Annotated in this window: 19 protein-coding genes; 10 read left to right on the plus strand and 9 right to left on the minus strand. The window is 64.8% G+C overall.

What is annotated here, in order from left to right; all coding sequences use genetic code 11:
• Window positions 1-20: 20 nt before the first annotated feature.
• The gene (locus tag KRR55_RS09780; RefSeq protein ID WP_336245086.1) at window positions 21-1,037 is read right to left on the minus strand and encodes a LacI family DNA-binding transcriptional regulator; all 1,017 of its coding nucleotides are present in this window, start codon (window positions 1,035-1,037) and stop codon (window positions 21-23) included.
• 299 nt (window positions 1,038-1,336) lie between these two features.
• Between KRR55_RS09780 and KRR55_RS09785 the strand changes: the two genes are divergently transcribed.
• The 4 genes from KRR55_RS09785 to KRR55_RS09800 all read left to right on the plus strand — a co-directional run bounded on the left by KRR55_RS09785 (window position 1,337) and on the right by KRR55_RS09800 (window position 6,748).
• The gene (locus KRR55_RS09785) at window positions 1,337-2,242 is read left to right on the plus strand and encodes a TRAP transporter substrate-binding protein (protein WP_217388895.1); all 906 of its coding nucleotides are present in this window, start codon (window positions 1,337-1,339) and stop codon (window positions 2,240-2,242) included.
• On the plus strand, window positions 2,239-2,748 hold the full coding sequence (locus KRR55_RS09790; protein ID WP_217388896.1) for a TRAP transporter small permease: 510 nt from the start codon (window positions 2,239-2,241) through the stop codon (window positions 2,746-2,748). Before KRR55_RS09785 ends, KRR55_RS09790 begins: the two co-directional genes overlap by 4 nt.
• 2 nt (window positions 2,749-2,750) lie before the next feature.
• Entirely contained in the window at window positions 2,751-4,061 is a 1,311-nt protein-coding gene (locus KRR55_RS09795) for a TRAP transporter large permease (protein ID WP_217388897.1), read from the plus strand.
• 308 nt (window positions 4,062-4,369) lie between these two features.
• Window positions 4,370-6,748 (plus strand): glycoside hydrolase family 3 protein, encoded by a 2,379-nt coding sequence (locus tag KRR55_RS09800; RefSeq protein ID WP_217388898.1) that lies wholly within the window; start codon window positions 4,370-4,372, stop codon window positions 6,746-6,748.
• Between the two features lie 122 nt (window positions 6,749-6,870).
• On the opposite strand, the gene KRR55_RS09805 is transcribed toward KRR55_RS09800, so the two are convergent.
• From KRR55_RS09805 to KRR55_RS09830, 6 genes are read right to left on the minus strand one after another with little or no spacing between them, the layout of a single operon-like run.
• Window positions 6,871-7,941 (minus strand): LLM class flavin-dependent oxidoreductase, encoded by a 1,071-nt coding sequence (locus KRR55_RS09805; RefSeq protein WP_217388899.1) that lies wholly within the window; start codon window positions 7,939-7,941, stop codon window positions 6,871-6,873.
• 18 nt (window positions 7,942-7,959) lie between these two features.
• Complete coding sequence (locus KRR55_RS09810) at window positions 7,960-8,166, minus strand: tautomerase family protein (protein WP_217388900.1); 207 nt, start codon at window positions 8,164-8,166, stop codon at window positions 7,960-7,962.
• A 13-nt stretch (window positions 8,167-8,179) separates the two neighbouring features.
• Entirely contained in the window at window positions 8,180-9,664 is a 1,485-nt protein-coding gene (locus tag KRR55_RS09815) for an aldehyde dehydrogenase (protein WP_217388901.1), read from the minus strand.
• A complete protein-coding gene (locus KRR55_RS09820) occupies window positions 9,657-10,406 on the minus strand; it encodes an alpha/beta fold hydrolase (protein ID WP_217388902.1) in 750 nt (249 codons plus the stop codon). The genes KRR55_RS09815 and KRR55_RS09820 overlap by 8 nt, the downstream gene beginning before the upstream one ends.
• 15 nt (window positions 10,407-10,421) lie before the next feature.
• Window positions 10,422-10,973: an amino acid synthesis family protein gene (locus KRR55_RS09825; RefSeq protein ID WP_217388903.1), complete on the minus strand. Its 552-nt coding sequence runs from the start codon at window positions 10,971-10,973 to the stop codon at window positions 10,422-10,424.
• The gene (locus KRR55_RS09830; RefSeq protein ID WP_217388904.1) at window positions 10,970-11,638 is read right to left on the minus strand and encodes an amino acid synthesis family protein; all 669 of its coding nucleotides are present in this window, start codon (window positions 11,636-11,638) and stop codon (window positions 10,970-10,972) included. The genes KRR55_RS09825 and KRR55_RS09830 overlap by 4 nt, the downstream gene beginning before the upstream one ends.
• Before the next feature lie 919 nt (window positions 11,639-12,557).
• On the opposite strand from KRR55_RS09830, the gene KRR55_RS09835 reads away from it, so the two are divergent.
• From KRR55_RS09835 to KRR55_RS09850, 4 genes are all read left to right on the plus strand, one after another.
• The gene (locus KRR55_RS09835; protein WP_217388905.1) at window positions 12,558-13,991 is read left to right on the plus strand and encodes a purine-cytosine permease family protein; all 1,434 of its coding nucleotides are present in this window, start codon (window positions 12,558-12,560) and stop codon (window positions 13,989-13,991) included.
• A 1-nt stretch (window position 13,992) separates the two neighbouring features.
• A complete protein-coding gene (locus KRR55_RS09840; protein ID WP_217388906.1) occupies window positions 13,993-14,589 on the plus strand; it encodes a cysteine hydrolase family protein in 597 nt (198 codons plus the stop codon).
• Window positions 14,590-14,877: 288 nt separating this feature from the next.
• On the plus strand, window positions 14,878-15,039 hold the full coding sequence (locus KRR55_RS09845; protein ID WP_217388907.1) for a hypothetical protein: 162 nt from the start codon (window positions 14,878-14,880) through the stop codon (window positions 15,037-15,039).
• Window positions 15,040-15,100: 61 nt separating this feature from the next.
• Window positions 15,101-15,226: a transposase gene (locus KRR55_RS09850; protein ID WP_217388908.1), complete on the plus strand. Its 126-nt coding sequence runs from the start codon at window positions 15,101-15,103 to the stop codon at window positions 15,224-15,226.
• 11 nt (window positions 15,227-15,237) lie between these two features.
• Here KRR55_RS09850 and KRR55_RS09855 read toward each other — a convergent pair whose 3' ends face one another.
• Window positions 15,238-15,918: a GntR family transcriptional regulator gene (locus KRR55_RS09855; RefSeq protein WP_217388909.1), complete on the minus strand. Its 681-nt coding sequence runs from the start codon at window positions 15,916-15,918 to the stop codon at window positions 15,238-15,240.
• A 138-nt stretch (window positions 15,919-16,056) separates the two neighbouring features.
• On the opposite strand from KRR55_RS09855, the gene KRR55_RS09860 reads away from it, so the two are divergent.
• Window positions 16,057-17,013: a flavin reductase gene (locus KRR55_RS09860; RefSeq protein WP_217388910.1), complete on the plus strand. Its 957-nt coding sequence runs from the start codon at window positions 16,057-16,059 to the stop codon at window positions 17,011-17,013.
• 73 nt (window positions 17,014-17,086) lie between these two features.
• On the plus strand, window positions 17,087-18,700 hold the full coding sequence (locus tag KRR55_RS09865) for a BCCT family transporter (protein ID WP_217388911.1): 1,614 nt from the start codon (window positions 17,087-17,089) through the stop codon (window positions 18,698-18,700).
• A gap of 139 nt (window positions 18,701-18,839) precedes the next feature.
• Here the strand turns inward: KRR55_RS09865 and KRR55_RS09870 are convergent, their stop codons facing one another.
• Window positions 18,840-19,193, minus strand: a complete 354-nt coding sequence (locus KRR55_RS09870) for an ArsR/SmtB family transcription factor (protein WP_217388912.1) — start codon at window positions 19,191-19,193, stop codon at window positions 18,840-18,842.
• Window positions 19,194-19,267: the final 74 nt, after the last annotated feature.

The following is a 19,267-nucleotide window of genomic DNA, read 5'->3' on the forward strand; positions in this document are numbered from 1 at the left end:
CGCGGAGTCGCGGTTTTCCCCTAGCCGCGGGGGCGTGCCGTGGAGCCGCGCAGCACCAACCTCGTCGGCAGCACCACGGCCTGTTCGTGCGTGGAAACCGCGCCCCGCGAGATCGCCAAAAGGCTGCGCACGGCCGTGGCCCCCAGGGCGTGCAGGGGGGCGGCCACGCTGGAAAGTCCCGGCACGATCAACGAGGCGCCCGAGGAGTTGTCGAAGCCGATGATCGAGAAGTCCTCGGGAACGCCGAAGCCGTTGGCCTGCAGCCTGCGCATGAGCCCGAGCGCCAACTGGTCATTGTAGGCAAGCACCGCTGTGGCCTTGCCCGTGGCGACCTTGTCCGCCGCCCGCGCCCCGCCGTCCATGGTGGGTGCGGCGGATTCGACCTTGGTGATCCGCACGTCGAGCTCCAGGCCCGCCTGTTTCACGGCCCCCCAGCGCATGGAGTCGGCCCAGGAGGCCTCGGGGCCCGCGAGGTAGGAAACCTCCAGGTGTCCCAGCTCCCTGAAATGCTCGATCGCCCGGCGCACCCCGCGCACATTGTCGGTGATCACGCTGGCCACGCCCTTGACCCCGCGGTTCATCACCACCGTGGGCTTTTGCTTGGCCATGGCGCGGATGGCCGCGTCGGACATGCGCGAGCTGCTGAGCACGATCCCGTCCACGATGTCCATGGACCGTTCGATGGCCTCGCGCTCAATGACCCCGGATTCCCGGGTGTGGGCCAGGAGCATGGTGTAGCCGTTCAGGGCAGCCTCCTCCTCGGCGCCGCGGATCATCTCGAAGTACACCGGGTTGGAAATGTCGGCCACCACCAGGGCAATGGTCCCGCGCCGGCTTCGCCCCTGGGCCATGGGGCGGCGCACGCTCACCGACTGGTAGCCGATCTCGTCGGCGACCTTCCGGATGCGTTCGGCCGTGGCGAAACTGACCCTCCCCGGTCGGGCAAAGGCCCGCGAAACGGTCGATGCGGAAACTCCCGCGATGCGCGCAACATCGTAGATGGTTGCCGGACGGGGTTCTTCGGGTCTGGGGGTCACACCCCTATCCTTGCGCGCCCGGCCAATAGTTGAAAGTCTGTGGCAACTAGTGGCAACAATTGGCTCCCCGCGCACTGTGGCGTACATCATCAATGCAACCGTCAATGTGGCCGGGAGATGCCTTTGCAGGCATCGCCTCGCAAGGGCAATGGGGCAACGTGGCCCCCTCGCCGGCCGGAAAGTAGCCTCCAGAGATGAAACTTCGCTTATTGCGAGCCGTCGCCCTGGCATCAGCAGCCGTACTTGGCCTAAGTGCGTGCACCGCTGGTATCTCGGGCACCGCAGAGGAGGGGAAGACCATGGTCCTTTCCCTCAACCAGTCAGAAACCCACCCGTCCTACATTGCCCTGACCGGCTTCGGCGAACGACTGAAGCAGGCCACCGACGGGCGCTGGGACATCAAGGTCTATCCCAACGAAACCCTCGGTGCCCAGCAGGAAGTCATCCAGCTCGTCTCCGACGGCGCCGTCGACATGCTCATCGCCTCGGGCACCCAGCTGGAAAACCTGAACCCCGAGTTCGCCACGCTGAACCTCCCGACGGTCTTCAACAGCATCGACCACCAGATCTCCGTGCTGCGCAACCCGCAGATCGTTGGCGAGCTGTTCTCCTCGCTCGAGGAATCCAAGAACCTCACGGTCCTGGGCGGGCTCACCCAGGGCGACAGGAACCTCTACACGGCCCAGGGCCCCATCAAGAAGCCGGAAGACCTGGCCGGCATGAAGATCCGCGTCCAGGAATCCGACATCCACATCGCGATGCTCAATGCCATGGGCGGCTCGGCCACCCCGATGTCCTACGGCGAGGTCTACACCGCCATGCAGTCGGGCGTGCTGGACGGGGCCGAAAACAACGAGGTCTCGTACACCACCCAGAAGCACAACGAGGTTGCCAAGTACGTGGCCCGCACCCGCCACCTGGTGGGCCTTGACTACATGCTCATCAACTCGGAGCTCCTGGAGAAGATGAACCCGGAGGACCGCAAGATCCTGGAAGCCGAATGGCAGAAGACCGTTGACGAGCACGTCAAGCTATGGCTGACGGACACGCAGGGGGCCATCGACAAGGCAACCGCCTCCGGATCCAAGTTCAACGACGTCGACGACGAGGCATTCCGCAAGGCCCTGGCCCCAGTGGTCGAAGGCGCCCTGAAGGGCGAAAAGGCACACGCGCTATACGAGGACATCAAGGAGGCCGGCAAGTGAACGCAATCAAGGCAGTTCTTGATGTCACGCTGAAGTGGCTGTGCGTCATTCTCTTCAGCTTCCTCGTGCTGGTGGTCTGCTGGCAGGTCTTCAGCCGCCAGGTCCTGCACGACCCGGCCACCTGGACCACGTCGCTGGCCCAGTACCTCTTTGTCTGGCTGGCCCTCTTCGGTTCCGCCTATGTCTTTTCCGACCGCGGCCACATTGCCGTGGACTTCCTGGTGCGCGCCCTCAAGATCAACGAAAAGCGCACCACCGAGGTCTTCGTCCAGGTCGTCATCCTGCTCTTCGCCGTGTTCGTCCTGGTCTATGGCGGAATTCGCGGTGTGGACCTGACCTGGTCCCAGAAGATTTCCGGCCTCCCCCTGAACATCGGTGCCATGTACCTGGCCCTGCCGATCTCCGGGGTCGTCACGGCCTTCTATGCCATCTACCACCTGGTTGAGGCGCTGCACGGACGCGGCCTGCCCAACGACAACGACGAAGAAATCCGGGAGGCGATCTAGCTTTGGATGCAGCACTTGTAGCAGGCATTGTCCTGGTTGTCGGCATCGCCGTGCTCTTGCTGGCACGCGTCCCGATCGCCGTCGCCGTCGGCATCTCGGCCTTCCTGGCCGTGGCCGCGGTCATCGGTGTGGAAAAAGCAGCCTTCGTTTCCGCGCAGCGGATGTTCACCGGCATCAACTCCTTCACCCTCTTGGCCATCCCGTTCTTCATCCTGGCCGGCGTGCTGATGAACAACGGCGGCATTGCCGGGCGCCTCATCGATGCGGCCAAGGTCCTGGTCGGCCGCACCCCCGGCTCCCTGGCCCAGACCAACGTCGTGGCCAACGCCCTCTTCGGCTCGGTCTCCGGTGCCGCCGTCGCCTCGGCCGCAGCGGTCGGCGGGGTCATCGGCCCGCGCCAGCGCAAGGAAGGCTACGACAGGAACTTCTCCGCGGCCGTCAACATCGCCTCGGCACCCTCGGGCATGCTGATCCCGCCGTCGAACACCCTGATCGTGTACTCGCTGGTTTCCAGCACCTCGATCGCCACGCTCTTCGTGGCCGGCTACATCCCGGGCATCCTGTGGGCCCTGGCCTGCATGCTGGTGGTTTGGCTCTACGTGCGCAAGCGCCCGGAGCTGAAGAACCACACCAAGGTCGCGCTGCCGGTGGCACTGCTGACCATCTGGCGCGCGGTGCCCTCGATCCTGATGATCGTCATCGTCATCGGCGGTATCCTCGCCGGCGTCTTCACCCCGACGGAGTCAGCGGCAATCGCCGTGGTGTACTGCCTGATCCTGGGCTTCATCTACAAGGCCATCAAGGTCGGTGACCTGCCGCGCATCCTCATCGATGCCACGCTGACCACCGCCATCGTCATGCTGCTGGTCGGCGTATCCACGATCATGGCCTGGGTCATGGCCTTCTCCGGCATCCCGGCCGCGATCTCCTCGGGGCTGCTCGGCCTGACCGATTCCCCGACCATGATCCTGATCCTGATCATGGTGATCCTGCTGATCGTCGGCACGTTCATGGACCCGACCCCGGCAATCCTGATCTTCGTGCCGATCTTCCTGCCGATCGTCACCACCTTCGGCGTGGACCCGATCCACTTCGGCATCATGGTCACGTTCAACCTGTGCCTGGGCACCATCACCCCGCCGGTGGGCAACGTGCTCTTCGTGGGCGCCCGGGTGGCGGGGCTGCGTGCCGAGCCGGTCATCAGGGCCCTGGTGCCGTTCTTCCTGGCCTTGGTTGCCATGCTCTTTGTCGTCACGTTCATCCCGCAGCTCTCCATGTGGCTGCCGGACGTACTGGGTCTGCTGGCCGAGTAGCGACGGCCTGCCCCAAAGCCACGGCCCGATGCGGTGCCGGAACCATTCACTGGTTCCGGCACCGCATTTACTTAAGCCCGGCGGCGGGTTCTCCACCGCCGGCCCCGTGCGGAACCGGCGGTGGAGAACCACGTCGAGGCCGCTTTTCCGGGGCCCTCGGCAGGCAAAAAGCCCCAAATCGGGGGCAATATATGGCAACCACGTGCACTTTGGCCGTGGTTCGCGTCACAGTGGATCTGCATCCCATGGCGGGCGTCACACTGGTCCCGCCATCGAATCTCGCACCAAGACTCAACGGAGAGCCGACCATGACCAGATTGTTCCCGCCAGCCTCGAAACGGCGCCGCACCGCGGCGGCCCTGGCGCTGCCCCTGATCCTCACACTGGGGGCGACCTCCGCAAGTGCACTGCCCCCGACGGAAAGCACCGCCCAGGGCGCGCCGGCCGCAGCGCAAAAGAACGAAGGCAACCACGGCAAGCCGCCGACGCTCGGTGTCCGCGTCAAGGACACCATCACCGTCAAGGGCCGCACCTTCAAGGACCTCAACGCCAACGGCAAGCTCGACGCCTACGAGGACTGGCGGCTTTCCGCCGGCGAGCGCGCGGCGAACTTGGTGTCGCTGATGACGCTGGAGGAGAAGTCCGGCCTCATGCTGATCGACACGCTCAATGCCGCCTGCGACCCCGTCACGAAGAAGCGCGGCGCCCTTGACCCGGCGGCGGCCGGCTACATCAACGACCAGAAGATGCACCGCTTCATCTTCCGCAACACCGTCACCAGCGAGGACAAGGCCGTCTGCGGCGCCACCGGCGGCGGCTTCCGAGCCAGCACGTCCCTCACGCCGCAGGAAGCGGCTACGTACATGAACTCCGTCCAGGAGCTCGGCGAGGCCACCCGCCTGGGCATCCCGATGCTCTACAAGTCCAACGCGCGCAACCACATCGACCCGAACGCGCGGGCCGGCATCAACGAAGCCGCCGGTGCCTTCACCGCCTTCCCCAAGGAGGCGGGCATCGCCGCCGCGGCCCTGGGCGAGGAGGCTGCGCGCACCGGCCAGGCGCCGGTGGCCGGCGACATGTCGGTGGTCGAGGACTTCGCGAATGTCATGGGCGATGAATGGGAGTCCATCGGGCTGCGCGGAATGTACGGCTACATGGCCGACCTGTCCACCGAGCCGCGCTGGTACCGCGCCCACGAGACGTTCACCGAGGACGCGGACCTGAACTCCAACATCATGACCACGCTCGTTGAGTCCCTGCAGGGCCCGCTGGATGCGGCGGGATCCTCGCTCAGCCCCGAGACCTCCGTGGCGCTGACCATGAAGCACTTCCCGGGCGGCGGGCCGCAGGAGCTGGGCCTGGATGCCCACTATTCATTCGGCAAGACCCAGGTCTACCCGGGCGACGGCTTCGGCTACCACCTCAAGCCCTTCGAGGCCGCCATCAAGGCCGGCGTCTCCTCGATCATGCCGTACTACGGAGCACCGGTGAACGTCACCCACGAGGGCGTCACCTACGACCAGACCGGCATGGCCTTCTCCAAGCAGATCGTCAACGACCTGCTGCGCGACAAGCTCGGCTTCGCCGGCTACGTCAACTCCGACACCGGCATCATCAACGACCGCGCCTGGGGCCTGGAGGACAAGTCCGTCCCCGAGCGCGTTGCAGCGGCCATCAACGGCGGCACCGACACCCTCTCCGGCTTCCACGACGTCAAGACGATCACCGACCTGGTCGATTCCGGATTGCTGAGCGAGGAGCGCATCACGCTCGCCGCCACGCGGCTGACCGAACCGATGTTCAGCATGGGCCTGTTCGAGAATCCCTACGTCGACGCGGCCGCTGCCGGCCAGACGGTGGGCAACGCGGCAAACCGCGAGGTGGGCCTGGACCTGCAGCGCAAGTCCGCGGTCCTGCTGCAGAACAAGGAAACCGCCGACGGGGACAAGGTCCTGCCGCTGAAGCCCGAGTCCGACGTCTACGTCCTGGGAGATATCTCCGCCGAGAAGGTCGCAGAGTACGGCTACAACGTCACCAACGGCAACACCAAGGACCCCGCGGCCCGGCCCAGCGCCAAGGACAGCGACGTCGCCCTGCTTAACATCACGGTGAACAACGCCAACACCGGCTCCTACACCAGCAACAGCCCCGAATCCGGCATGAACCCCGAGCACATCAACCCCTCCGTGTTGGACGGCGTGGCAGGGCTCGACGGACAAAGCCCCTACGGTGCAGCAGACGCCTGCGTCACCCAGGGCGCGGCCGAATGCACCGACGACGGTCTGCCCTTCGGCGGGTCGCTGCCGTGGGAATCGAGCATCCTGGACTTCACGTCCATGGCCGAGTCCGAGTCGTGGAAGATCACCCCGTCGCTGGACACCATCAAGCAGGTCATGAGCGAGGTCGAGGATCCGTCCAAGGTGGTCCTGCACGTGTACTTCCGCCAGCCGTTCGTCATGGACGAGGCCAGCGGGCTGCGCGACGCAGGGGCGATCGTGGCAGGGTTCGGCATGACCGACACCGCGCTGCTCGACGTGCTCTCCGGCAAGGTCGCCCCGCAGGGCAGGATGCCGTTCGCGCTGGCCGGAACCGCCGAGGCAATCCGCGAGCAGTACAGCGACCTGCCGGGCTACGAGGAGACCACCGACGGGGAACTCTACCCGTTCGGCTTCGGCCTGGGATATTGATTCCCTCCGCGCGTTTCTGAGGCAATAGCGAAGGCACCCGCCAACGGCGGGTGCCTTCGCCATGTCGCGGCCGGGCCGGGCCGGGACCGTACAAGGTCGAATCCGGGTTTTTGCCGCTACCCCTACTTGGTGAGGGCCGGCGCCACCTGCTCGCTGAATGCGGGCATGACCTGCCCGATGAACAGTTCCAGCGAGCGCTTCTTCTCCTCGTGGCTGAGGGTGTTGTCGGCCCAGAAGCTGTACTCGGTGATTCCCAGCGCTTCGTAGCGGCGCAGGCGCTCAATGACCTCGGCGGGGGTGCCGATCATGGCGGTCCGGTGCAGGGAATCCACCGAGAACTCGGGGCGGGACTCGAACTTCTCGACCGGGCTGGGTTCCAGGAAACCATTTTCCGGGACGGTCTTGTTGCCAAACCAGGCATCGAAGGTCCGGTAGAACTTCTGGATTCCCTCGGCGGCCGGACGCCAGCCCTCGGCGTCGTCCGCGGAGTGCACGTGGGTGTGGCGCAGCACCATGATCTCCGGGCGGCGTTCGATTTCCGGGTGGTCGGCAATGGCGGTTTCATACTTTTCCACCAATGACTCGACTTCCTCGTCCCCCTTCATCAGCGGAGTGACCATGACGTTGCAGCCGGTGGCCACGGCGAAGTCGTGGGATTCGGGGCTGCGGGCGGCAACCCAGACCGGGAGCTCCTTCTGGACCGGCTTGGGGACGCTGGTCGAGGTCGGGAACTGCCACACCTTGCCGTCGTGGGCGTAGTCGCCGGCCCACAGGGCCTTCATGGCGGGGACGATCTCGCGCAGGTGGTCACCGCCGTCCGCGGCGGACATGCCGCCGGACATGCGGTCGAACTCGAACTGGTACGCCCCGCGCGCCACGCCCACTTCCGCGCGGCCGCCGCTGATGACATCGAGCAGCGCCATTTCCCCGGCCGCACGGATCGGGTTCCAGAACGGGGCGATGATGGTGCCCGAGCCGAGCCGGATCTTCGAGGTCCGTGCCGCCAGGTAGGCCAGCTGCGGCAGCGGGTTCGGCGAGACGGTGTAATCCATCGAGTGGTGCTCCCCGATCCAGATCGTGCCGAACCCACCCTCCTCGGCCATGAGGGCAAGCTCGACGAGATTCGCCCAGTGGTCCTCGTAGGAAATGGAATCGTCATAGCGCTCCATGTGAACAAACAGCGAAAAACGCATCAGGCGTCCTTTCAGAAATTAGTGGCTTGCAGCGGAGGCGTCGCGCTCGGCGATGGTCACGTTGTGGCGTGACCACTGTGCGCGTTCGACTTCCCTGACGATTACGGTGACGTTCTCGGGCGCGGCATCGACGGTGGTCACCGCGGCCTGGTGCAGCGCGTCGATGAGGGCCCGCAGCTGTTCCGGGCTGCGGCCCCGGGCGATGGAAACATCGATCAGTGGCATGGGGGTCCCCGTCCTAGCCGCGCATGACGAAGGGGTCGGCGACCGGCCCCTCGTCGGTGTTGATCCAGATGCTCTTGAGCCGGGTGTACTCGTACATCGACTCGATGCCGTGTTCGATGCCCACGCCGGAGTTCTTGAAGCCCTGGCGCGGCGACATCGGAGACATCGCCCGGTAGGTGTTGACCCAGACGGTGCCGGCGTCAAGTTTTCGCGCGACGCGGTGCGCGGTGGCCAGGTTCTGCGTCCACACCCCGGCTGCCAGCCCGTACTCGGTGTCGTTGGCCAGGGCGAGCAGCTCGTCCTCGTGCTCGAAGGGCATGATGGCCGCCACGGGGCCGAAGATTTCCTCCCGGACAACGCGCATGTCGTTGTCCACGTCGGTCAGCACCGTGGGCTCGTAGAAGTAGCCGGGCAGCTCGAGGCCCTCGGGGCGGCCCCCGCCGGTGTGCACCGTCGCGCCCTCCGCGGCGCCGATCTTCACGTAGGAATCGACCTTCGCCAGCTGGTCGGCGAAGGCCAGCGGGCCCAGCTCGGTCGCATCCAGCAGCGGGTCGCCGATCTGGATCGAGCGGGCGCGGTCGGTGACGCGTTCCAGCAGTTCGTCGTACACGGACTTGTGCGCGAAGACGCGGCTGCCGGCGATGCAGGTCTGCCCGGCCGCGGCGTAGATGCCCGCGACGACACCCATCGCGGCGTTGGCCACGTTCGCATCCCCGAAGACGATGTTCGGGCTCTTGCCGCCGAGCTCCAGGGTGCATCCGATGAACCTGGCCGCCGCCTGGGCGGCGATGTGCGACCCGGTGCCGGTGGAACCGGTGAAGGAGATCTTGGCGATCTGCGGGTGGCTCACCAGCGCGGCGCCTGCCTCGGCGCCCAGTCCGGTCACCACGTTGATGGCGCCGGCAGGGAAACCGGCCCGGTCCGCGAGCTCGGCAAGCAGCAGCACCGTGCGGGAGGTGTATTCGCTGGGCTTGATGACCACGGTGTTGCCCGCGGCCAGGGCCGGTGCGATCTTCGATGTGGTCAGCGTCAGCGGCGAGTTCCACGGGGTGATCGCCCCGACCACGCCGAGCGCCTCGCGCTGGGTGTAGTTCAGGATGTCCGGGTTCGTGCTCGGGATCTGCGAGCCCTGGATCTTGTCGGCCAGCCCGGCGTAGTAGTAGAAGTACTCCGGCAGCATGCGCATCTGGCCGCGCATTTCGCGCAGCAGCTTGCCGTTGTCCAGGCTTTCGCACATCGCCAGCTGCTCGGCGTTCTCGCCGACCAGGTCGCCCAGGCGGCGCAGCAGGTGGCCGCGCGCGGTGGCACCGAGCCGCTTCCAGGCGGCGGATTCGAAGGTGCGGCGGGCGGAGTTGACGGCCCGGTCCACGTCCTCGGCGTTGCCGCGGGCGGCCTCATAGAGGACCTCCAGGGTCGCCGGGTTGTTGCTGGTGAAGTAGGTCCCCTCGGACGGGGCCACGTGCTCGCCGTCGATGAAGTGGTTGAGGCGTTCAGTCACGGTTCATCCCTTTCGGGTTGTCGATCAATGTGGTCAGTGCGTCGGCCAGGGCCGGTGCGTTCTCGATGGGCAGCATGTGCCGGGCGTGCGGTACGACGACAACCCGGCAGTCGGGCATCGCCCGTCCCAGCCGGTGCGACATCTGCGGGGTGGAGCCCGGGTCGTTTTCGCCGGTGATGGCCAGCGCGGGTGCGGTGATGGCGCCGAGCTCGGGTCCGATCTCCCGGTCCCCGTGCGCGAACACCCGGTAGGAGTGCAGGTAGGACTGGATGTCGTTGCCGGCCAGGACCTGCCGGACTGCCGCGATGCTCTCGACAGGCACGGTCGTCGTGGCGTGGGGGAACCAGCGCTCGATGGCCAGGTCCACCCCGGCGGCGAACTCCGTTCCCGCGGTGTCCAAGCGGCGGGCAACCGCCTCGGATTCCTCCGCGGTGCGCTGGCACACCGAGTTGACGGAGGTCAGCGTGAGGACCTTGGCCGGGGCGAAGCGTGCGGCATACTGGGCGATGAGTGCCCCCAGCGAGAACCCGACGAGGTGCACGGGCCCTTCGGGCAGCCGTGAGATCACGTCCCGGGCCAGGCTCGCCAATGTCTGCGATTCCCGCAGGGGCGGCTGCGCGCCGTGGCCCGGCAGGTCCAGCGCGAGCGTCGGGCGGTCGCAGATTCCCTGGAATGTTTCCCACATGCTCCGGTCCAGGCCGACGCCGTGCAGGAGCACGATTCGTGGTTCGAGGGCACCCATCACTACCAGTCGCTCCTAGAGCTCGGTCGAGAGCGCGGCCAGGCGCTGCTGCGGACGTCCACCGGTGGCCGCGGCCAGGGCGATGATGATTTCTCCCGGGTGCGGGGCATCGGGAATGCTGACCTCGATGCTCTGGTGGTGCGAGCGAATGGTCGCATCGGTGAAGTGCTTTAACGGGATGTCGAAGTGCACCCCGGCCGGGCCGCGCTTTTCCACCGCAGGCAGCAGGGTGGTTGCCTGCGCGGCATCGCGGAAGTGGTTGCCGAACTTCAGGGTGTGGATCAGCGCCGAACCGTGCTCGATTTCCCCTTCAAGTCCCACGATGGCCGCCTTGCCGTAGGCCTCCAGCGGCGCGCCCAGCGCCTCGATGACCTTCGGCGCCAAGAGCGCGCCGAGGTCGGAGGCGACGGCGTCGATGCCGGCGTTCAGGTCCTCGACGAAGCCCTGGCCGGCCCACGGGTTCTCAAAGATCGCCGCCACGACGGCAACACGTGCGACGGGGTCGACGTCGCGGCCTCCCTCACGGGCGGTTTCCTCAACGATGGTCACAAGCTTGCGGTATTTCACAGTGTAATTTCCTTCAGGATCTCGGAGGTGACGGGAATATCGGTGTTGCGGTCCCCGATCCGCGCGAACGGGCGGGGGCCGGTGGAAGCTGCGGCGACGACGGCGATTTCCGCTGCGCTCGGGGCATCCGACAAGAATATTTCAATGGTCTGGTAGTGGCTGCGGGTTGCAGGTGCGGTCTTGTGCCACATCGGGATCCGCAGCCGTTCGCCCGGCTGGCCGAATCCGTCGGCGAAGCACAGGATGGAAGTGCCTTCCAGCGCCTCGCGCATCAGGTTGCCGAAGTACGGGGTGTGGATCAACGCCCCGGCGTGTTCGATTTCCCCGCCGGCCCCAACGAGGGCGGCCTTGCCGAAGGCCTCAACCTTCTCGGCGCCTCCCAGCGCGTCCAGCAGGCGGTCGGTCAACAGCTTCGACAGCAGCGGGGCGATGCGCTCGGCTTCCGGGGCGAGCTCGAAATCGGTGCCGGTGCCCTTCCACGGGTTGGCGATCACCGCGGTCGAGGTGGCCCGCAGGATCGAACCTCCCTCGGCGTGCGGGATCTCTTCGCTGAATGTGGAGATCTTGCGAAGTCCAATGGCAGCGGCAATGTCGTCATAGTGGCTCAGGGTCGAACGCGTGCTGAGATCCACAACTCTCGTCGCCGCTAGTGGGGTTGTTGTCATGATCTGGAGCTTTCTGGTCTATAACGTCGTTGGTTCGCTCTTGGCTTGGTTGGAAAAGGCGTGATCGGCCGCGGCCCGCCACCCCATTCCGAGCCCTGACTGGCGTGGAGTGTCTCCGCAGCATGGCGGCATCCGATGCGGCGCCGATCCGTGCGCGCCATTGATTCCAATATCGGCACCGGGGCCTCAGGAGCAATGACGCCCAAATCCAATGCGTTGCATACAAGAACTGTAGTCTTTTCGATGCCGGTGTGCAAGAAGTCACTGCGGATATGCTGATATTCAGCGAAATGTACGTTAACTGTTGCGCACTTCACATCAAGTGCTAATATATGATGCATGCAACAAATACAGGACTTTCTTCCGGCCTCGGGGTTCCCGGGCACCGGTCGATACGGATCCAGCGGAGCGGGCGGCTTGCCTGCCGCGGCCTCCGCCGGCCGTTACCGCGGCTCGCGGGGTATTGCTGGCCGGAAATCCTGTTTCGACGAAGGCCGGCCGTGGATGATCTCCAGAACCGGTCCCGGGAATTCGGTGGGCCCGCTATGCGGTACCAGCACGAATCCACGTCCGCAGTTCCCGCACCACCCATTCGGTGCCGGGGCCGCGACGCAAGCTACAGGTCACCCGCCACACCCAGATCCAAGGCTCCGGAAGGCAGTCCCTCCCGCGGCCCGCAGGCAATGCATGGACCCCTGCCACCCGGAACGCACCAGGACGGGGAACAACCAGCGGTCGCTGGCTTCGCACCGGGATCACTGATCAACCGACGCCGAGCAATCAACATGGCGCCGACCGAACCGGGGATGCCACTGGCGCCATCCCGCCGATCAAGGGCACTTGCCGGTGCGACCCAACCCGCGAGGGTCGCACCGGCGAGTGACAATTTCGCATTCACTCTCAGACAAAGGACAAAACGATGTCACAGTACGATGACTCGCAACCTGCGTACGGCACGTCGCTTACCAAGGCAGAGCCATTCGCAACCGAGGAAATCCCCGACGGCGAACGCCACGGCCATTCCCGCAACCAATTCACCCTGTGGTTCGCCGCCAACATGGTGCTTGCCGTCATGGTCTCCGGGTTCTTCTCCTCGATGTTCGGCCTTTCGGTGTGGCAGGGCCTGAGCGCCGTGGCAGTCGGAACCCTTTTGGGCGTTATCGTCATGGGCGTCCTGGCCGGGATCGGAACGAAGCTTGGGGTTCCGCAGCAGGTCCAGGGCCGGGGGCCCATGGGTTTCTACGCCAACTTCGCGCCCATCACGTTGCTGACCATCGTTTCGGCCATCGGCTGGACCGCCGTCAACACCGTTTTTGCCGTGATCGCCCTGCGGATGCTCGTCGACGTCCCCTTCTGGCTCGCGGCAACACTCATTTTCGCGGTGCAGTCGGTCTTCGCCATCTGGGGCCACAACCTGGTCCACCTCGTCAACAAGATCGCCACGGTCGTACTGGCCATCCTGTTCGCCGTCATCACGGTCCTGTCGATGCGCGAGGCCGACTTCAGCGCCGCGGTCAACGTCGAGGCTCCGCTGTACATGGGAAGCTTCGCCGGATGGGCAACCTTCGCCGGCTTCTTCTTCGCCTACGTGATGACCTGGACCCCGTTTGCCTCCGACTTTTCGCGCTACCTTCCGCGAAAGACCTCACACATCAAGGTGATGGCCTACACCGCGGGCGGAAGTTTCGTCGCCATGACGTGGCTGGGCAGCATCGGCGTGCTCGTGTCGAGTTTCGCCGGCGAGCTCGATGCGATCGCGGCACTGGCGGAGTTGACCGGTTCCTGGGCGCCGGTGGCCATGCTCACCGTGGTGCTCTCCACGCTGCCGGTCAGTGCCATGAACCTCTACGGGGGATCCCTGTCGCTGCTCACCATCCGCGTCCCGGTCAACCGCGTCATCGGAGTGATCCTGATTGCCGCAGTCAGCCTCGGGATCACCTTGCTGATGCAGACCAATCCCTACGGCAACTTCTACGACTTCCTCTCGGTCCTGGCCTATCTGGTCGTTCCGTTCAGCACCATCCTGCTGCTGGACTACTACCTGCGCATGCGCCATGACCTCGCGTCGGCCGTCAAGGAACTGTTCGACTCCCGTCGTTCGATCGAGTGGGGCTTCGTGGCATGGATCGTCGGCTGCGTGGTCTCCTCCCTCTTCTGGAACACCAGCTTATGGACCGGGCCCCTGGCCAATACATTCGTGGCCTGGGGAGACCTCGGGTTCGTCACCGGAGCCATCGCTTCGACGGCTGCATTCCTGTTGCTGTACCGTCTTCCCGTACTGCCCTTTATGCGCACCGCCGGCCGAGGCCAGACGGCGAGCGTTCCACGTTCCGAGACTGCGGAGGCCAAGTAACATGACCGGCAATGCACCGGGGAGCATCACCCATGCGAACACGGCACTCGTGGTCATCGACATGCAGGTGATCTTCCAGGACCCCCACAGCCAGTGGCACGTATCGACGTACGAGCAGGTGGCGCCAAGGGTTGGCGAGCTGGTTGCCCAATTCCCCTCGAACGTCATCTGGACGAAGTTCGTCCGCGACCCCGGGGAACAAGGCAGCTGGGGTGCCTACTACGACAGGTGGGGCACCTGCCGGCTGGCGCCAGACGCGGCGGACTGGGACCTGACCATGCAGGTGCGGGAAGACGATCAGGTCTTGACCCTGCCAACGTTTTCGAAGTGGGGTCCGGAGCTTGCCTCGATGACCTCAGGCCAGGAACACCTGATCGTGTGTGGCGTCGCCACGGATTGCTGCGTACTGTCAACGGTGCTGGCTGCCGTCGACGCAGGCAAGCGCGTCACCTTGGTGGCCGACGCTTGCGGCGGGGCGACACCCGAGGCCCATGACCAGGCCATCGGCCTCATGAACCTCCTGTCCCCCATGGTCCAAGTCGTGGACACCGCGGAACTGTTGGATGGCGCAGCCTTGAAGGCGGAAGCAAGCTGCTAGGCCTGCCTTCGGGATCCTGAGCCGGAGCTGGAACGGACAGAAACGGCCGTGCCGGGATGACCAATATTGGTTCATCCCGGCACGGCCGTTTCCATGCCGCCGGCATGGGATTAGGTGGGGCAGCGTTGGACGGCGAGTGCCTGACCCTTCAACTCAAGCCCAGGCGCTAGGGAGTGTCTCCTTATCGCCGTGCCAGACCATCCGGCTTTATGTCTTCTGCGGCGGCGGCACGACGTGCGACGATTACCTTGCCGGCCTCCACCGGCCTCGCTCCGATCGGAGAAGATCATGATCAAGGCGCTGCTGTGCAAGCTGAACATTCGGCACGATTGGCATATTGAACACACCGACGATGGCGCCTTATATAGGCGCTGCAAGCGTTGCGGCAAAGACGACGACCGCGGACGCGGCGGTCCCGCCGACTGGGCTGCTCCGGCTGGGATGGGCTAGGCGTCAATTTGTAGTGAAACGCTTCCCGAGCCCAGGGACCAGATCGCCAACCGCTAATGCCGTGGTCGAGCAGTCCTTCAACGCCCTCAAGCAGTGGCGCAGCATCGCCACCCGTTACGACAAGCTCGCCGTCACCTACCGGTCAGGGATCACCCTCTACTCGATCCTGATCTGGCTACGCCAATAGGGAGACACGCCCTAGGCGTCGCGGTGGCCGCCCAGCAGTTCGCGGGCCGATGCATAGACGTGGTTTCGCATCGCGGCCTCGGCCCCGAAGTGGTCCTTGTCCTGGATCATCTGCAGCACCAGACGGTGCTCGCCACTGGACGCCGAAATCCGGAGTGGATTCTCGACAGTCTTGAGGACAAGCCTATGGAAGGCCAGCTGGTTCATGAGCAGCTTGTAGTGCTCCACCAATTTGGTGTTGTCGGAACCATTGACCAGGGCCCAATGGAACTCGTGCACCAGCTGGGCGTACCGTTCGGAGTCGCGGGCAGCGGCGGCCGCTTCCGAGGCCTTGACGTTCTTCTCCAGGAACTCAAGGCTGGGCGTCCTGCCCCGCCTCGCCATCAGGCCTGCGGCCAGGCCCTCCAGGCCTTCCTTGAGCTGGAAGAGTTCCACGATTTCACGCTTGGTGGGTTCCCGGACGTAGGTTCCGACCTTTGGCCTGATTTCAATCAGGCCCTCTCGCTCGAGCTGCTTCAAGGCCTCGCGCACCGGGGTCCTGCTGACGTCGAACTGCTGCGCCAGGAAAATTTCGGAGAGCGGCTCACCAGGGGAGTACGTTCCCCCAAGCACCAATTCACGTATCCGGGCGAGCAATGAATCGTCCGAGGGGGGAGGTGCCCCGAGATTGCTGACTTCCGCTATTCCTTGCATACAAGAACACTACGATGCATGCAAGATCAAGTCAATTTGCATCAAAGTTTTCGAAGAAAACCCGCACGATTACGTGGATTATTGGGAATTGTCACGAGTCGGTTGACGGAGATGGTGACGAGCATTACAGTCTCTAGTATGCATCAGTTATTTGAAGACACTTTGAAGGAAGCTTGGACCGCCGCTTGGGATCGCGGCGAAGTTGAAGCACTTAGCGCCATCTCCACCACCGAGTACACCCGCCACGGCAAGTCGGGCGGCTCCTCGATGAACCTGGACCAGTATCAGGAGGAGATTCGCGCCATTCGCCGGGGTTTTCCTGATTTGACCACCACCGTTGAATCGATCTTGGTCGACGGCAATCGGGCGGCCATCTTCTGGAAGACCACCGGCACGCACACCGAAACGTTCCTCGGGGTGCCAGCCACGGGGAAGTCGGTGGTGACCCAGGGTTCGAACCAGATCGAGCTGCGCGACGGTCTGGTTCACCGTGAAACCGTCACCTGGGATGGGACCGAGCTGCTCAATGCACTGGGAATCCGTTCGCTATCAGACGCGATCGCCGCGGAGAAGGCCCCGGAATCGGAGGTCGTCATGGCCGACCTGTCGGGCGAACCCGACCTGGATGCCATGAAGGCGTTCAACCGCCAGTTCGTCACCGGAGTGACGGTTGTGACCACCATGGAGGATGGCAAGCCCAGGGGCCTTGCCGTCAACGCGTACTCCTCGATCTCGCTGGAACCGCCGCTGGTCATGGTGTGCGTGCAGAAAACCTCGTCGACGTATCCGGCACTGTTCGCCTCCACCCACCTGGGAATCAACATCCTCTCCCGCGAACAGAAAAACACCGTCTCCACCTTTGCCTCGAAGTCGAGTGACAAGTTCGCGGATATCGAGTGGCACCAGGGCCCGGAAGGCAGTCCGTTGATCGATTCCTCGTCGGCCATGATCGAGGCGGAAATCCGTGAGCGGTTCCAGGCCAAGACCCACACGATCTTCGTCTGCCGCGTTCGCCATGCGGAGGTCACCGACATCGAACCCATGGTCTACAAGGCGGGACGCTTCTACGACGGGGCAAACCTCGCCTCGCTTTAGCACCGGCCAGAGCACCACCACCTAAGCGGACCGCACGTTCCGGCGGACGAGAACAGAGAAGTAGGAGACCAGCATGGTCGAGAAGACACTGATCCAGAAGTCGAGTCCTGGTCCGCCGCTGCCGATTCCAGCGTCGCGGCGCCCCGACAAGCCCCGGGTGGGCGCCGTGTTCTGGACGTCACTGGCCCTTCTCGCCGGGTTCTTGGCCTGGGCCAGCATCTCGCCGGAGAGCCTGGGCAACCTCATGACCGGCACCATGGACTGGATAGCGCGATCCGTCGGCTGGAGCTATCTGCTGGTAACGCTGGGATGCATCGGCCTGATGGTCTACTTGGGTGCGAGCCGCTACGGCAGCATCCGGCTCGGCTCCAATGAAGACAGGCCGGAATTCTCCACGTGGGCCTGGCTCGCGATGATCCTCTCTGCCGTCATGGGGATCGGCCTGATCAGCTACGGCGTCGCCGAACCGATCACCCACTTCATGGCTCCCCCGCATGCCCTGGAAGAGCCCGGGACCATGGCTGCCGCAGTACGTGCGCTGCAATTCAGCTTCTTCGACTGGGGGCCCCACGCTTGGGCGGTATTCGGCGTCTTCGGCCTGGCCATCGGTTACTCGACACACCGCAGGGGGCGCCCCGGGCTGGTGTCTCCCATGTTGCGCCCAGTGCTGGGACGACTGGTGGATGGCTGGTTCGGAAAGCTCGTCGACGTATTGGCAATCCTGGCCACGCTGTTCGGGACCACAACGTCTCTGGGGCTGGGTGCGGCGCAGATCGAGGAAGGGCTGAACCGGGTATTCGGCCTGCCCACCGGAATCAGCGTCCAGGTCGTCATCATCGCCATCATCACCGTCTTGTTCACGCTTTCGGCGCTATCGGGTGTTGACCGAGGCATCAAGTACATCAGCCAGGCCACGATGGCCCTGTCGGCCGGCCTCGCGCTCTTCGTGCTGCTGATGGGTCCGACCAGCTTCGTCGGGAATATCTTCTTCCGGTCCATCGGCCAGTACGTCAGCGACTTCTTCCAGGTTTCCCTGATCACTCCAGCCACCCCGGACGACCTGCAGTGGATGCAGTGGTGGACCTACTTCATGATGGCCTGGTGGCTCAGCTGGGGCGCATTCGTCGGGGTGTTCCTGGCAAAAATCTCCAAGGGCCGGACCATCCGCCAGTTCGTGGCGGGCGTTCTGGGCGTTCCCAGCCTGGTGTTCTTCGCGTGGTTCACCATCTTCGGCGGTACCGCCATCAAATTCGAGATGGACGGGGCCCCCATCGCCGCGCAGGCGGCGGAGAACCTGAATTCGGCTTTCTTCGCCATGCTCAATGAGCTGCCCCTGGTTGGGCTCACCTCAGTGATCACCATGGTCCTGGTGGCGCTGTTCTTCATCTCGGGCGCCGACGCGAACACATATGTCCTGAGCATGATGTCCAGCAAAGGCCATCTGACGCCGACCCGGCCGGTATTGACGCTCTGGGGCGTGCTGACCGGGGCCAGCGCAGCGCTTCTGCTCCTGGTCGGCGGGCTGGCCGCCTTGCAGCAGGCAGCAATGCTGTCCGCGTTGCCCTTCACCATCATCGTTGCACTGCTGGGAATATCGTTGACCATGGAATTGCGGAAGGACCCGGAGTTCGACGTGTTGCGGAAGTCCAGGTTCGACTTGCGCAAGACCGTCTACGGGCAGGAATAAAGGCAGGAACCCTGGTCGCCGGGCGAATCGAACGAAAGCCGCCTCGGCGGCAGCGAAAGCTGCCACCGAGGCGGCTTTCGCGGTTCCGCTCCCGGCCGGTGAACGGTCCGGTCAGGCCCGGATCCGGCAGCGCGGGGCCTCAGTGCTGCGGGTGCTCGGGGTGCAGCGGCGAATGCGGCGCCTGCATCTGGTGCAGCAGCCGGTGGACCTCCGGATGGGTCAGCGTCCAGCGGCGGTAGCGGCCGTCGGCACGCACGCTCACCACTCCGGCCCTGTGCAGGGTCGCCAGCGCCTGGGTGACCGTGTTGGCGCCCAACGCCGTGGCGGTTGCCAACTGGCTCACCGAGGAGTCCGGCGCCGCGTGCACGGCAATGAGGATCTTCATCCGCGTGGCATCCGCGACCAGGGCAAAGACGTCGATCCACTCCGGCATGTTTTCCTCGGAGGCGGCCACGGCGTCGGCCCCGATCTTGCTGTGTTCGGTTTCCGGCATTTGCTTCCGTCCCCTCCCGTTCCGCTCATTGGTGCGTGATCTCACCGGGTCTTTTCACCCGTCGCGTCATCTGT

Source organism: Paeniglutamicibacter quisquiliarum (genome assembly GCF_019084045.1).
GTDB classification, from domain to species: domain Bacteria; phylum Actinomycetota; class Actinomycetes; order Actinomycetales; family Micrococcaceae; genus Paeniglutamicibacter; species Paeniglutamicibacter quisquiliarum.

What these genes read in the sequence shown, in the direction of transcription:
- KRR55_RS09860 (WP_217388910.1), top strand. Translation starts at nt 16,057, where the DNA reads ATGCATCAGTTATTTGAAGACACTTTGAAGGAAGCTTGGACCGCCGCT.
- KRR55_RS09785 (WP_217388895.1), top strand. Translation starts at nt 1,337, where the DNA reads ATGGTCCTTTCCCTCAACCAGTCAGAAACCCACCCGTCCTACATTGCC.
- KRR55_RS09840 (WP_217388906.1), top strand. Translation starts at nt 13,993, where the DNA reads ATGACCGGCAATGCACCGGGGAGCATCACCCATGCGAACACGGCACTC.
- KRR55_RS09855 (WP_217388909.1), bottom strand. Translation starts at nt 15,918, where the DNA reads ATGCAAGGAATAGCGGAAGTCAGCAATCTCGGGGCACCTCCCCCCTCG.
- KRR55_RS09820 (WP_217388902.1), bottom strand. Translation starts at nt 10,406, where the DNA reads ATGGGTGCCCTCGAACCACGAATCGTGCTCCTGCACGGCGTCGGCCTG.
- KRR55_RS09805 (WP_217388899.1), bottom strand. Translation starts at nt 7,941, where the DNA reads ATGCGTTTTTCGCTGTTTGTTCACATGGAGCGCTATGACGATTCCATT.
- KRR55_RS09845 (WP_217388907.1), top strand. Translation starts at nt 14,878, where the DNA reads ATGATCAAGGCGCTGCTGTGCAAGCTGAACATTCGGCACGATTGGCAT.
- KRR55_RS09835 (WP_217388905.1), top strand. Translation starts at nt 12,558, where the DNA reads ATGTCACAGTACGATGACTCGCAACCTGCGTACGGCACGTCGCTTACC.
- KRR55_RS09865 (WP_217388911.1), top strand. Translation starts at nt 17,087, where the DNA reads ATGGTCGAGAAGACACTGATCCAGAAGTCGAGTCCTGGTCCGCCGCTG.
- KRR55_RS09800 (WP_217388898.1), top strand. Translation starts at nt 4,370, where the DNA reads ATGACCAGATTGTTCCCGCCAGCCTCGAAACGGCGCCGCACCGCGGCG.
- KRR55_RS09870 (WP_217388912.1), bottom strand. Translation starts at nt 19,193, where the DNA reads ATGCCGGAAACCGAACACAGCAAGATCGGGGCCGACGCCGTGGCCGCC.
- KRR55_RS09830 (WP_217388904.1), bottom strand. Translation starts at nt 11,638, where the DNA reads ATGACAACAACCCCACTAGCGGCGACGAGAGTTGTGGATCTCAGCACG.
- KRR55_RS09810 (WP_217388900.1), bottom strand. Translation starts at nt 8,166, where the DNA reads ATGCCACTGATCGATGTTTCCATCGCCCGGGGCCGCAGCCCGGAACAG.